The organism is Pedobacter africanus (assembly GCF_040548825.1).
GTDB classification, from domain to species: domain Bacteria; phylum Bacteroidota; class Bacteroidia; order Sphingobacteriales; family Sphingobacteriaceae; genus Pedobacter; species Pedobacter africanus_A.
This window is the reverse complement of the sequence record NZ_JBEPSL010000001.1, coordinates 1,146,234-1,160,111: the sequence shown is the minus strand read 5'-3', so window position 1 is coordinate 1,160,111 and position 13,878 is coordinate 1,146,234. Positions and strand designations below refer to the sequence as shown.

Below are 13,878 nucleotides of genomic sequence, written 5' to 3'. Positions count from 1 at the left end.
GCCGGGGCTTTTTTATGGTATGGAATAAGTATTACCTTCCAGGGCCAGCTCTGTGTTTTCAAATGCCGTCCGGGCCTCCTCTAAAAGCGGCGGTAAAGTCTTGTAACGTGAAGAAAAATGACCGATGAGCAGTTTTACTGCCCCGGTAGCTTTAGCAACTTGTCCGGCCTGTAATGCTGTCGTATGATGGGTCTGGTTTGCCCGTTCCAGCATGTCCTGTAAAAAGGTAGCTTCGTGATACAACAGGTCAGCACCTTTTATACTTTCAAAATAACGTTCGTCCATCAATGTATCTGAACAGTAGCAATATGTTCTTGGGCGTTCAGAATCAGTGGTATATTCCGCGTTTAACAGGGTTGTACCATCTGGCAAATCCAAATCCGCCCCTCTCTTCAACAGCGGATAGTATTCAACCGGAACCCTATCTGCTTCGAGTCTTTCAATCATTAGCTTACGCAACCGTTTCTTTTGTACAAACTTAAACCCTGTACAAGGAATCCTGTGGTTTAAAATGATGGTCTCCACAGTCAGATCCGCATTTTCGAAAATCTGCACAGACTCATCAGCCTGTGTAGCTACAAACTCTATAGGGTAGCGGATTACGGTTTCCGAATGCTTAAACTGAAGTTCCAGTATCTCTGCAAGGGCCGGTGGCCCGAATATTTTCATTGGCTTAATGCGTCCATTGAGGTGTAAACTCGACAATAAGCCAATCAATCCGAAATAATGATCGCCATGCAAATGACTGATAAATACGAAATCTATTTTGTTTGCTTTAATCCCAAACCTGATCAATTGCTGCTGGGTACCTTCCCCGCAATCAATCAGGTAGAATTTTTCATTGCAATTTAAAAGCTGGGCGGTAGGATTCCTATTGTATACAGGGGTTGCAGAACTGCTGCCTAAAATAGTAACCTCAAACTTCATTAACCTTTATCTACGCCCCCCAGCAATTCTTTCTCTATTTCCTCCATAAAGATCAGGTCGGTAGCTTCATCAACTTTAGCTACAATGGTCAGCGACTGGTCGAGGTTAGACATCTCCAGTATTTTGGCTAAAACCTCATTCACTCCTGTAACAATGAACAATCCGTTTGCTTTTTTGCAAAGCCTGTCGCCAAAAAGCAGGGAGCTCAGGTCCTGGGAGTCATCGCATTGTTTCACAGCCGAAAGATCAACCACGATGTTACAGTATCCTTCTGTGTTCAATAAAATGAACTCAGATTTCAACTTCGGTGTATTGTCGTTTGTAAGCTTCGATTCATTGAGCTTTAATACAACATACTTTTCATGCTTATCTACTGAAAATTTCATGATATTGATTGTTTAGTCTAATACGAAAGTAATTATTTTTATCTGGATAATAAGGAGCTGTTTAAAACTTATAGCGTATTTAAAAAGCTATTCACATTTTTTTCAATGCGTGCAGTTACATCGGTCTGTTCGTTTTTCACAAAATTATCACCCGTGATCTGCTCGTAAAGTTCTATGTAACGCTCGGAGATCGAATTCACAATTTCCGGTGTCATCAACGGTATGCTTTGTCCGTCTTTTCCCTGGAAACCATTTTCAATTAACCATTTCCTTACAAACTCTTTAGACAGCTGTTTCTGGGCTTCGCCTTTTTCCTGTCTTTCGGCATAACCTTCGGCATAAAAGTAACGGGAAGAGTCGGGCGTATGGATCTCATCGATCAGGTAGATTTCATCGCCAACCTTTCCAAATTCATATTTGGTATCCACCAGGATCAAACCACGTTCAGCAGCCATCTGTGTACCACGCTCATATAAAGCATAGGTATGGGCTTCCAGCTGGGTATAATCGGCCAGGGAAACAATTCCTTTAGCCAGGATATCCTCCCGGGATATATCTTCGTCGTGCCCTACCGCTGCTTTTGTTGTTGGCGTAATGATCGGCTTTGGCAGCTTATCGTTCTCTTTTAAACCTTCAGGCAGGGAAACCCCGCAAACACTGCGTTTTCCGGCACTGTACTCTCTCCAGGCATGTCCGGCAAGGTATCCCCGCACCACCATCTCTACTTTAAAAGGCTCGCATATGCGGCCAACAGTTACCATCTCATCGGGCACACCAATTACCCAGTTCGGAACAATGTCTTTTGTTGCACTTAAAAATTTAGCCGCAATCTGGTTCAGCACCTGTCCTTTAAAAGGGATGGCCTCAGGTAAAACCACATCAAAAGCAGAGATTCTGTCGGTCACCACCATGGCCATAAAACGGTTATCAATGGTGTAAACGTCGCGCACTTTCCCCTTATAAAAATTAGTCTGCTTTGGAAAGCTAAAATTTGTTTCTTTAATTGCTGTCATGCTGTTTGCCAAAAAGCGTTTATTGATTGTTTAATATTATTGTATATCGCCGTAGGCTTTTAGTATTCTTTTTACCAGTTTGTGCCTTACCACGTCTTCTCCAGTCAGGTAAATGATCTCTATGCCGGGAATATCATCGAGGATGCGCAATGCATTGTGCAGGCCCGACATTTGTTTTTTAGGCAAATCCACCTGTGTCACATCACCTGTTACGATGAACTTTGCTGATGGCCCCATACGGGTCAGGAACATTTTCAGCTGCAGGTCGGTTGCATTCTGTGCCTCGTCCAGGATTACAAAACAATTGTCGAGCGTCCTTCCCCGCATAAATGCCAGGGGTGCAATCTCGATAGTCCTGTTTTCTATATAGGTTTTCAGCTTCTCGGCCGGGATCATGTCATCCAGGGCGTCGTATAAAGGGCGCAGATAAGGGTCAACCTTTTCTTTCAGGTCGCCCGGTAAAAAGCCCAGGTTCTCTCCTGCTTCTACGGCGGGACGCGTCAATATAATCCGTTTGATCTCTTTATTTTTCAAAGCCCTTACCGCCAAAGCAACGGCAGTATAGGTTTTTCCGGTTCCGGCAGGACCGATTGCAAACAGAATATCGTTTTTACCGATGCTGTCTACCATCCTCCGCTGATTGGTTGTCCTTGCTTTTACCAGCAAGCCGTTGGTACCATATACAATCACTTCACCTCCACCACCACCGGTTGCAGCTTTCTCTGCTCCGTTTTCGGTAGCAGCAGCCGGTACTTTCTTTGCCACTAAAATCGACTCCACATCATTTGGCGTTAACGAACTGTACTTCTCCAGATGCCCAAGCAGCTGATTGTATTTCTGTTCAAAGCCCTTAAGTTCCTGATCGTCACCAAGTACCTTAACCTCATTCCCTCTTGCTACAACTTTAAGTTTCGGAAAAGCATTTTTTATCAGCTCGTAATGCTCATTATTGGTGCCCCAAAATTGTACCGGATCTACCGATTCTAATGTTAATTTAAGTTCGTTCAAAATATTGTTTTTTAGATAGGAGTGTATATTTTGATATAAAAATTGAATATTTGTACGCGATTTGCCGCTTACGCAAGATTAAGAATAAATATTCAATTTTTAATGGCCATTATTACATTAACGACAGATTTAGGTTCAAAAGATTTCTATCAGGCTGCCCTTAAGGGGAGTATCCTGAGCATCTTGCCTACTGCTACTATCGTTGATGTGACACATGAGGTACCATCCTTCAATATCTCGCATGCAGCATTTGTTTTAAAGAACGTTTATCCTTATTTCCCAAAGGGCACCGTTCACCTCATCGGTATTGATTCCGTGTTCAGTCAGCATACCAAATACATTGCCTTAAAACACAAGGATCATTTTTTTGTAGGGGCAGATAACGGGGTCTTTTCTTTACTTTTTGACGAGAAGCCCGAGGAGATTGTTGAACTTAACATTATGCAGGACCTTAAATACCTGCACTTCCCTTTAGTTGATATTTTTGTTAAAGCGGCCACTCAGCTGGCGAAAGGGGCAAAACTTAAAGATATAGGGGTGGCTACCGACAGTGTGGAAGAAAGAATGCTACTGGCACCGGTTATTGAGCGCGACATCATCAGGGGAAGCGTCATTTACATCGATACCTTCAGTAATGTAATTACCAATATCACCAAAGAGCTGTTCACCAAAATTCAACGCAACAGGGATTTTACGCTTTACTTCAGAAAAAGCGAAACCATCAGTCAGCTAAGCTGGCATTACAATGAAGTTCCTGAAGGCGAAAAACTCTGCCTGTTTGGCATCAGTAACCACCTCGAGATTGCCATCAACAAGGGCAAGGCCAGCGGCCTGCTGGGCCTGCATCTGAACGACATCATCAGGGTCGAATTTCATCCTTAAGCTATGCTGGTACGTCTGGTTAAAATGCATTTCCATCCGGAATTTATAAAAGAATTTCAACAGCTGTTCAAGGCAGTACAACCCCGGATCAGTGCTTTTGAAGGCTGCCATAGTGTGCAACTGCTGCAAGACCATGACGATCCGAGTGTATTTTTTACCATCAGCCACTGGCAAGACGAGCAACATTTAAACGCTTACCGCAATTCAGAACTTTTTAGAACCACCTGGGCACAGGTTAAGCCAAATTTCCGGATTAAAGCTGAGGCATGGAGTTTGCTCGGTAAATAACAAAAAACGAAATATGCATTATATCCTTTTCTTTTTACTGCTAACAGCTGGTCTTAGTGCTGTTGCCTTTCAGACCGATACCAGTGCCTATCAAACCCAGCGCCTGAGGGTAAATGCCCTCCTGGCCGAAAGAAGCGCAAGATTTGGTCAATACGACGAGAGCCTGAATGCACGGACAGGTATTTTTGGGTTCCAGACCAAAAAAGACATCCGCAATTCCAATGAAATATTGAGGCAGATTGTTTTGAACGACAATAACATTTTCAATGAGCTGAAGGTATTGATGGAATACAAAGACCTGGAAGTGAGGCAGGTTAAAACCGATGCAAATGAAACCAGCAACCGGATACAGAATTATAAACAATCCATAAAAACCCTGCAGGACCAGAACCAGAAATTAAAGGACGAAGCGAAAACCCTGAGGAAAGCGAAAAATTTTACTTCTGTCCTGCTGGGGCTATTTAGCATACTAACCGGGACAATGACCATTATATGCCTCAGAAAAATGAAAAAAAATGAAAAAGCAACTGTTTAAATTATTGGTAAAGCTCAACAATGCAGTGCTGCCCAGTTTGTACAAAAAAGACCCGATGAAACTTACGACGATGCAAAAAGCCATATTGGGTTACAGGTACTGGGCCTTGACCAATTCTCTTAATTAAAGAAACTGGTGAGCAGCCCCACCAGGAACTTGGGTTCAACCCAGGTCGATTTAGGCGGCATTACCCCTCCGGCATCAGCAACGGCTATTACCTGCTCAACCGCCGTAGGGTACAGCACAAATGCTAGGGCAAACAATTCATTGTCTACCTTGGTCTGCAATGCCTGAACCGGTGTCCTACCCCCTTCAAAAGTAATCCTGGCATCCGTTCTCGGATCATTGATGTTCAAAACAGGTCCCAGGATAAAGTTCTGCAAAATACTGACATCAAGCACATCAACCGGATCATTTTCGTTGTAAATCTCCCGATTTGGCCGGAGTGCATACCATTGTCCTTTAAGGTACATCCCTATTTTGTGTAAAGCAGGCTGCACCATTTCAGCAGCTTTCTCTACTTCAAATGAAGTGGAAATCGCTGCAATAAACGCTTCCCTGTCTAAACCGCCAAGATCCCGGACCAGCCGGTTGAATTCCAGCACCTTTACCTCCCGGGTATTCATGTAAACGGTGCTAAAATAATTGTAAAGTTCTGTACCGTCATGTTTATCTGCATTCAGCGCCTGTTTCTGCAGGCCCATCTTTGCCATAGATGCCGCGCGGTGATGGCCATCAGCAATATAAACCACGGACATTTCTGCAAAGGCTTTAACAATAGCCATAAGGTCGCCCGCATCTGTAATTGCCCATACCTTATGCACAGTGCCATCCTTAAATACAAAATCCAGATCAGGCTTTTGTTTTACATACTTCGTTGTAAGCTGCTCTACCACTGCATCCGGGTGATAGGTAACCAATACCGGGTTTGCATCCAGTCCGGTTTGCTGCAGATAATCAGCCAAAAGGCGTTCTCTGCGTTCAACTGTAGATTCGTGTTTTTTTATCCTGTTTTCCAGGTAATCGCTGATGTGTGTCAATGTCCAGATGCCGGTTTGAACCAGGCCGTCATGGCTCACCTGGTAAATGTAAATGGCAGGTTGCTGCTGTTTAACCAGGTAATTGTGTTCTATAAAGCCTTCCAGGTTTTCGCTGATCTTTTTAAAAATCAGTTCCTGCCTTGTTCCGCGCAGATATGGGTTATCCAGTTCAGGATCAATCAGGTGCAGAAAACTGCATGGGTTTTCTGAAGCAATCAGGCGTGCTTCGCCCGTACTGTAATTTTCAAGCGGCCACGTTACGACTTGCTCCTGCAAATGAACAGCGGGTTTAAGCGCACAGAATGGCTTAATTTCAGGCATATATTTGGTTTAAAAACAAAAAGGGTACCCGACCTTAATCAGGTACCCTTTTTTCAATTCTTACTATTTACTAAAATGCTCAATAATCAATGTTGCCAGTTCCGTACCGATGCGTTCCTGTGCTTCATTGGTAGAAGCACCAATATGAGGCGTTAAAGATATTTTTGCGTGCTGTAAAATCGCTGCAGCTGGTGTAGGCTCGTTATCAAACACATCCAGGCCTGCAAAAGCTACTTTACCGCTGTCTAAAGCAGCGATCAAAGCGGTCTCATCGATGGTACCACCCCTTGAGCAGTTTACCACGCCAACACCTGTTTTCATTTTTTCAAATTCCGCTGCACCCAGGATAGGTTTATCCGCAAAAGGTGTATGCAAGCTGATGAAATCACTATTGCTGATCACTTCTTCCAGCGATACTGTTTTTACAGGGATATCTACCTTAATGCCACCCTGAAGGTTCAGGGTAATGTTGCCTTCAAAAGGGAAAAGATCGTAAGCCAATACGTTCATGCCCAGGCCCAGAGCCACAGTTGCAGTTTCGCGACCAATCCTTCCGAAGCCAATGATACCGATCGTTTTTCCACGCAACTCCGTGCCTTTGGCATAGGCTTTTTTCAATGCATTGAATTTGGTATTGCCTTCAACTGGCATTTTTCTGTTCGCATCCTGTAAAAAACGTACACCGGTAAACAGGTGTCCGAATACCAGTTCAGCAACAGATAAAGAAGATGCAGCAGGGGTATTTACCACAGCAATGCCTTTACTGCGGGCGTATTCCACATCAATATTGTCCATACCCACACCACCACGACCAATCAATTTAATATTGGGGCATTGGTCTATCAACTCTTTACGCAGCTGTGTGGCACTACGTACAGTAATTCCATCATAATTCTTTAACGCTTCGGCTAATTGGTCCTGAGGCACAGTTTCTGTATCTACTACAAAACCTGCCTGCTCCAGTAAAGTTTTACCAATGGGATCTATCCCATCGTTTGCAAGGATCTTAATCATTAATTTATCTATTTGTGGTTCTCTTCAAAAGTCTGCATTAAATCAATCAGCGCATGTACGCTTGTAATTGGAAGCGCATTGTACATAGAGGCCCTGAAACCGCCTACACTTCTGTGTCCTTTGATACCTTCAATGCCATTTTCTTCAGCAAATTTCAGGAAAGGTTTTTCCAGTTCAGGGTTTTCCATTACAAAGCAGATGTTCATTCTTGAACGGTCTTCTACCGCACAGGTACCTTTAAATAAAGAATTTCTGTCAATCTCTTTGTACAGTGCATTTGCTTTTGCAATGTTCTCTTTTTCAATTTCAGCAACACCTCCTTTAGATTTTAACCATCTCAGGTTCAGCATAGCCACATAAATGGAGAATACCGGGGGGGTATTGTACATAGAACCACCGTCAATGTGCACTTTATAGTCCAGCATTGAAGGAATTCCTCTACCCGATTTACCCAGGATCTCATCTTTAACAATGGCAATAGTTAAACCGGCAGGGCCGATATTTTTTTGTGCACCTGCATAGATCAGATCATATTTGGAAACATCAACTACACGACTCATGATATCAGACGACATGTCGCACACCACTGGCACGCTGGTTTCAGGCAGTTCAAACATTTCTGTTCCGTAAATGGTATTGTTTGAAGTACAATGAAAATAAGCACTGTCTTCAGGAATGCTGTATCCTTTTGGAATGAAGGTATAATTATCGGCTTTTGAAGAAGCAACAATATTTGCAGTTCCAAAGTTTTTCACTTCTTTAATGGCTTTATTGGCCCAAACACCTGTTTCCAGGTAAGCAGCAGTACCGCCCTGAGGCAACAGGTTCATAGGAACCATCGAAAACTGCAAACTCGCACCGCCTTGTAACAATACAACCGAATAACCCGATGGTACGTTCATTAATTCTTTAACCAATTTTACGGTCTCATCTACAACCGCTTCAAATTCAGGCGTACGGTGAGAGATCTCCAGGATGGATAAACCGTCTTTAAAATCTAATACTGCCTGTGATGCTTGTTTAAATACTTCTTGAGGTAAAATACATGGGCCTGCGCCGAAATTGTGTCTCATTGTTTATGTTAGATTTATTGCCTGTAAATGTAACAGTTTTATGTCGTTTATCCCTTCGATTTTTTAAACTTGATGACCAATTTTACGTTGAGACGCCTACCTGTTAGGTAGTTAGGTACAGCATATTGTACGTTATCCAGATCTTTCAACCACAAATAAGAAACTGTATTGTTGATATTCAGCAAATTAAATACTTCAACATATGCCGTAAACGAACTAAAATATTTCTCCAGAAGGCCTGCTTTTTTTTCTGAAAAATCGTCCAGAAAATCTTTGGAAAAACCAATATCGACCCGCTTATAGGCAGGGATATGAAAACTATCTGAATAGCTTTGCATAAGCGGCGAACCAACCGGCAGCCTGGAACCATAAAGCAGACTAAGGTGCACCTTGTAGGCTGGACTGTTTAACAAGCGGTCCTGGAAATAAGCAGAAAAATTTACCCGCTGGTCTGCTGGCCGTTTCAGGTAGCCTTTACCATCGTTTCTGATGTCCTGGGCCGATTTCATAAACGACAGCCTGAAGTAAGACAACAGGTCTTTCACAAACTCTCCGCCGATGTTAAAATCGGCACCATAAGTATATCCTCTGGCCTCTTCCCTGGCCAGGTATTTCACCCGTACATTGTCCATCAGATAAGGAATCAGCCGGTCGTGGTATTTAAAATAGAGCTCTGAACTGAATTTCAGGCGGGTACCCAGGGCGTCAAAGGCATAATCCAGTCCGGCCGAAGTATTGTACGAACGCTGTGCTTTTTGCTGCAGGTTCAGTGTACCATCAAAACCCCTTATGCTCCTGTAATCCGGGGCCTGCTGGTACAGTCCGGCCGTAAAACGGAAGATCTTTCTGTTGTTTGCCGGGCGATAGGCCAGCAGCAGGCGCGGACTTAACAGAAACTGTTCACTCAGATCGTTATAGCTTCCGCGTACCCCCAGCTGCAGATCGGTATTGCCCGATAGCCGGTAACTGTCCTGCAGATAGGCAGTATAATACCTGATGCCGAGTTTATTCTGGACAAAAACACGGTTGTCCTGGTAAAAGTTATGGGTTTCGGCATCTTGAAGATAACCCGCTGAATCAATCAGGCTGTATTCATTCAGGTTATCGCTGTAATTTTTCGTTTCAAACCTCAGTCCCCAGGAAAAAGTGTGGTTCTGAAAGGTCTGATCGGCTTTAAACTCTGAACTGAAACTCCTGGAACTGAGCCTGTTTGCAGCATAGCTGATGTAAGCGCCTATAGCCCGGTTTTGTACACCGGCATTTCCTGTATCAAATAAATACCAGCCCGTAAGGTCAATCTGTTCCTTTTCTTCCGATTGGAAAAAACTGTTTATCCATTTCAGGACGTAGTTGGGTTTAGGAATGAACTTTAAGGTTGCCGCCCCTCCTGCGGTCTGGTAATTGTCTTTCTCCTCACCTTCATAATCAATGTTCAGCCGCATCCTGGCGGTAGCAGTACCAAACACCGTTTCCCTGTTTTCCGGGATCAGTTTAAAGGTCCCACTGTTAAAACTACCCAGCAGACTTAAACTCAGGCGGGGCGAAAACTCATGGCCATACACCATTTGTACATCCGTAAAATTGGGGGTATACACACCCTTGTTATCCTGACTGCCCAATAAACCGGTATTGTTCTTATACCTGATTCCGGCAAGCAGGTAGCTTTTGCGGTTTACAATTTTAGACCCGAAAGATAAACCCAGCAACCCAGCACTTAAAACAGCCGAGCTGCTGTCAGGGCGCTCATATTTCACATCCAGCACCGACGAAAGTTTGTCGCCATAACGGGCTTCAAAACCTCCGGCCGAGAATTTTGCCGAGCTTAGCAAATCAGGATTAACAAAGCTAAGCCCCTCCTGCTGGGCATTCCTCACCAGGATGGGCCTGTTGACCTCTATATCGTTTACATATAGCAGGTTCTCGTCAAAATTACCTCCCCTGACGCTATACTGGGCACTCAGTTCATTGTTTGGCGACACGCCGGGGAGTGTCTTCAGAATAGCTTCAAAATTTCCGGAGGCAGCGGGTAAAGCAGCGGCATCAGCAATATTGATGATGGTACTGTTGCTCAGCTGGTTTTGTTTATTGGTAATGGTCACCTGCTCCAACTCAGCAGGATTGATGCTCAGCACCGCATGCCGGGTAATCCGGCCGGCTTTTTCCTCATTGACATTGATCAATACAGGGTTATAGCCCAGTAATGTGTATTTTAAGGTAAAGGCTTTGGTTTTGGAGTAAATGTTATAAAGGCCATGCTCATCGGTAATGGTCGACTGGCTTTGCCCGAGTATGGTCACCGTAACCTGCTGCAGGGAATGGCCCAGCTGGTCGCTAACCAGTCCCGATATTTTTACCAGGGGCTGCGCATTTGCGCTGGTAAAACCCAGCAAAATGACAAACAGCAATAAATAGGTCCTGAGCATTAACAAGGTTTTATAAGTTATACCTGTACAGCACTGCCGTCTACCTGTTTAAGTTCTGTGATCATAGCTGTTGGTGAAGGGGCCGCAAATATGGCATTCCCTGCAACCAATACATTTGCCCCCGCCTGCAGCAGGGCAGCTGTATTGTGAAGGCCAACACCCCCATCCACTTCTATGAGCAGATCGGGTTTTATTAAGGCTGCCATTGCCCTTAATTCCCTGACTTTATGGAGTGTGTTCGGAATAAACTGTTGTCCACCGAAACCGGGGTTTACCGACATGATCAATACCATATCCAGATCACCCAGGATGTCCTTCAGCAAAGCCGCAGGTGTATGCGGGTTCAGGGCTACGCTGGCTTTACAACCGGCCGCATGAATGGCCTGAACAGTTCTGTGCAGGTGGGTACAGGCTTCATAATGAACAGTAATCACATCGGCTCCCGCCGCCGCAAAGCGTTCAATATACTGATCAGGGTTTACGATCATCAGGTGCACATCCAAGGGCTTCTTTGCATGTTTTTTTATCGCTTCCATCACCGGAAAACCAAAAGAAATATTGGGTACAAAAACTCCATCCATCACATCCACGTGAAACCAGTCGGCCTGACTGGCGTTGATCATTTCAACATCACGCTGAAGGTTGGCAAAATCTGCAGAAAGTACGGAAGGGGCAATAAGATGGGTCATTTGGTTAATTTTTGATTTATGGTATGGATACCTTGTAAAGATAAACAAATAACCCGTTTAAATAAAAACCCCCGCTGTTGGCGGGGGTTTATGCTTAAAATGACCTCAATTACTTAAGCAGGTTTGTTTTCTGCTGCTACAGTTTCCGGTTTTGGCGGACGCGGCAACAATGCTTTTCTGGAAAGCTTCATTTTGCCTTGCTTGTCAACATCCAGCAATTTCACCTGAACCTTATCTCCTTCTTTAAACACACCGTCCATCGTCTCTAAACGCGTCCAGTCGATCTCAGAAATGTGCAGTAAACCATCTTTTCCTGGCATGATCTCAACGAAAGCACCAAAAGGCATAATAGATTTTACTTTACCATCATAAGTTGCACCGATTTCAGGTTTGGCAGCGATGGCATTGATACGGCCTACGGCAGCGTCAATTGCAGCTTTATTATCAGCAAAGATCTCAACGATACCTTTGTTGCCTACTTCTTCAATAGAGATGGTAGCGCCGGTTTCGCGCTGCATTTCCTGGATAATCTTACCACCAGGTCCTATTACCGCACCAATAAATTCTTTATCAATGCTCAGGGAAACAATACGCGGAGCATGTGCTTTATAATCCTCACGAGGTGCAGCAATTGTTTTCTTCATCTCGTTCAGGATGTGCAGACGTGCTTCTTTAGCCTGGTTTAAAGCGTTGGTCAGCACTTCCCACTTCAGGCCATTGATCTTCAAATCCATCTGACAGGCTACGATACCTTTTTCAGTACCTGTAACTTTAAAGTCCATATCCCCCAGGTGATCTTCATCACCTAAGATATCTGAAAGGATGGCATATTTACCGGTTTTTTCGTCGGTGATCAATCCCATAGCGATACCCGACACAGGCGCTTTGATTTTTACACCGGCATCCATCAATGCAAGTGTACCTGCACAAACTGTTGCCATTGATGAAGAACCGTTAGATTCCAGAATATCAGAAACGATACGGATGGTATAAGGGTTTTCTTCCAGCCCTGGCAGTACTTTCTTCAAAGAACGCATGGCCAGGTTACCGTGACCAATTTCGCGGCGACCGGCACCACGGTTAGGGCGAACCTCACCGGTTGAGAAACCAGGGAAGTTATAGTGCAATAAGAATTTATTGTATCCATTGATGAAAGCACCGTCAATCATTTGCTCATCATCTTTAGAACCCAGAGTAACGGTGGTTAACGATTGGGTCTCACCACGTGTAAATACAGCAGATCCGTGTGCAGCTGGTAAATAACCTACTTCGCTCCAGATCGGGCGTACCGTACGTACATCACGACCATCTAAACGGATACCTTCATCAAGTACCAGGTTACGGATCGCATCATACTGTACATCGTGGAAATATTTTTTAGCTAAAAAGCCGGTTACATCATCGATTTCTTCACCTAAAGTAGCAATGAAATCCATCAAAACCGCACCAAAGGCATCACCTCTTTCACCTTTGCTGGTATTGCTTTTTGCAATGGCATATACTTTATCATAAGCATAAGCATAAACCTGCTCTTTCAATTCAGGATTGCTGTCTTCATGAGAATACTCACGTTTAACGGTTTTACCAACCAGTTCAGTCAGTTCTTTTTGTGCCTGAACCTGGATGATGATGGCTTTATGTGCAAATTCTATTGCTTCAACCATTTCGGCTTCAGAAATCTCGTTACACTCACCTTCTACCATTACGATGTCCTTTTCAGTACCTGCAACCAAAAACTCGATATCCGCACGCTCCAGGTCGCTTACATAAGGGTTAATAACAAATTTGCCGTCAATTCTGGCCACACGTACTTCAGAGATCGGGCCGTTAAACGGAATGTCTGAAACCGCAATAGCAGCAGAAGCGGCTAAACCAGCCAAGCAATCTGGCATGATATTTTTATCAGAAGAGATCAATGAGATCATTACCTGGGTATCAGAATGATAATCCTCAGGGAACATCGGGCGTAAAGCGCGGTCAACCAAACGTGAAATCAAAACTTCATAATCTGACAATCTGGCCTCGCGGCGAAGAAACCCACCAGGTATACGACCTGCTGCAGCATATTTCTCCTGATAATCTACCGATAAAGGCAGGAAATCAACACCTGCTTTAGCACCCACAGTAGATACTACAGTAGCCAGTAACATGGTATCACCCATTTTTACGACAACAGCACCATCAGCCTGTTTAGCCAGTTTTCCTGTTTCAATTTCAATTGTCCTTCCGTCACCCAGATCGAACGTTTTCTTTATTACATTCATTTAATAATAGTTGTG

General features: G+C 44.0%; 14 protein-coding genes. 4 read left to right on the top strand and 10 right to left on the bottom strand.

The window, feature by feature from the left end; genetic code table 11:
- Positions 1-12: 12 nt before the first annotated feature.
- From ABIE26_RS04690 to ABIE26_RS04675, 4 genes are all read right to left on the bottom strand, one after another.
- A complete protein-coding gene (locus ABIE26_RS04690; RefSeq protein WP_310139498.1) occupies positions 13-927 on the bottom strand; it encodes a ribonuclease Z in 915 nt (304 codons plus the stop codon).
- Complete coding sequence (locus ABIE26_RS04685; protein WP_310139500.1) at positions 927-1,313, bottom strand: STAS domain-containing protein; 387 nt, start codon at positions 1,311-1,313, stop codon at positions 927-929. The genes ABIE26_RS04690 and ABIE26_RS04685 overlap by 1 nt, the downstream gene beginning before the upstream one ends.
- Positions 1,314-1,381: 68 nt before the next feature.
- Positions 1,382-2,326 (bottom strand): phosphoribosylaminoimidazolesuccinocarboxamide synthase, encoded by a 945-nt coding sequence (locus tag ABIE26_RS04680; protein WP_310139501.1) that lies wholly within the window; start codon positions 2,324-2,326, stop codon positions 1,382-1,384.
- Positions 2,327-2,362: 36 nt separating this feature from the next.
- Positions 2,363-3,334 (bottom strand): PhoH family protein, encoded by a 972-nt coding sequence (locus ABIE26_RS04675; RefSeq protein WP_310139502.1) that lies wholly within the window; start codon positions 3,332-3,334, stop codon positions 2,363-2,365.
- 102 nt (positions 3,335-3,436) lie between these two features.
- Here ABIE26_RS04675 and ABIE26_RS04670 point away from each other — a divergent pair, with 102 nt between their 5' ends.
- The 4 genes from ABIE26_RS04670 to ABIE26_RS04655 are packed head-to-tail and all read left to right on the top strand — an operon-like array spanning position 3,437 to position 5,166.
- On the top strand, positions 3,437-4,216 hold the full coding sequence (locus ABIE26_RS04670; protein WP_310139505.1) for an SAM hydrolase/SAM-dependent halogenase family protein: 780 nt from the start codon (positions 3,437-3,439) through the stop codon (positions 4,214-4,216).
- A 3-nt stretch (positions 4,217-4,219) separates the two neighbouring features.
- A complete protein-coding gene (locus ABIE26_RS04665) occupies positions 4,220-4,504 on the top strand; it encodes a putative quinol monooxygenase (RefSeq protein WP_310139508.1) in 285 nt (94 codons plus the stop codon).
- A gap of 13 nt (positions 4,505-4,517) precedes the next feature.
- Positions 4,518-5,039, top strand: a complete 522-nt coding sequence (locus ABIE26_RS04660; protein ID WP_310139511.1) for a hypothetical protein — start codon at positions 4,518-4,520, stop codon at positions 5,037-5,039.
- Positions 5,020-5,166, top strand: coding sequence for a hypothetical protein (locus ABIE26_RS04655; protein ID WP_310139514.1), 147 nt, complete (start codon positions 5,020-5,022; stop codon positions 5,164-5,166). The genes ABIE26_RS04660 and ABIE26_RS04655 overlap by 20 nt, the downstream gene beginning before the upstream one ends.
- Here ABIE26_RS04655 and ABIE26_RS04650 read toward each other — a convergent pair.
- From ABIE26_RS04650 to pnp, 6 genes are all read right to left on the bottom strand, one after another.
- On the bottom strand, positions 5,159-6,400 hold the full coding sequence (locus ABIE26_RS04650; protein WP_310139516.1) for a DUF1015 domain-containing protein: 1,242 nt from the start codon (positions 6,398-6,400) through the stop codon (positions 5,159-5,161). The two genes, ABIE26_RS04655 and ABIE26_RS04650, sit on opposite strands and share 8 nt — an antisense overlap.
- 63 nt (positions 6,401-6,463) lie before the next feature.
- Entirely contained in the window at positions 6,464-7,414 is a 951-nt protein-coding gene (locus tag ABIE26_RS04645) for a D-2-hydroxyacid dehydrogenase (protein ID WP_310139517.1), read from the bottom strand.
- Positions 7,415-7,422: 8 nt separating this feature from the next.
- Positions 7,423-8,487, bottom strand: a complete 1,065-nt coding sequence (gene serC / locus ABIE26_RS04640; protein ID WP_310139519.1) for a 3-phosphoserine/phosphohydroxythreonine transaminase — start codon at positions 8,485-8,487, stop codon at positions 7,423-7,425.
- A gap of 47 nt (positions 8,488-8,534) precedes the next feature.
- On the bottom strand, positions 8,535-10,910 hold the full coding sequence (locus ABIE26_RS04635) for a TonB-dependent receptor (RefSeq protein WP_310139522.1): 2,376 nt from the start codon (positions 10,908-10,910) through the stop codon (positions 8,535-8,537).
- 17 nt (positions 10,911-10,927) lie between these two features.
- Complete coding sequence (gene rpe, locus ABIE26_RS04630; protein ID WP_310139524.1) at positions 10,928-11,599, bottom strand: ribulose-phosphate 3-epimerase; 672 nt, start codon at positions 11,597-11,599, stop codon at positions 10,928-10,930.
- Between the two features lie 113 nt (positions 11,600-11,712).
- Positions 11,713-13,863, bottom strand: coding sequence for a polyribonucleotide nucleotidyltransferase (pnp, locus tag ABIE26_RS04625; protein ID WP_310139526.1), 2,151 nt, complete (start codon positions 13,861-13,863; stop codon positions 11,713-11,715).
- Positions 13,864-13,878 lie beyond the last annotated feature (15 nt).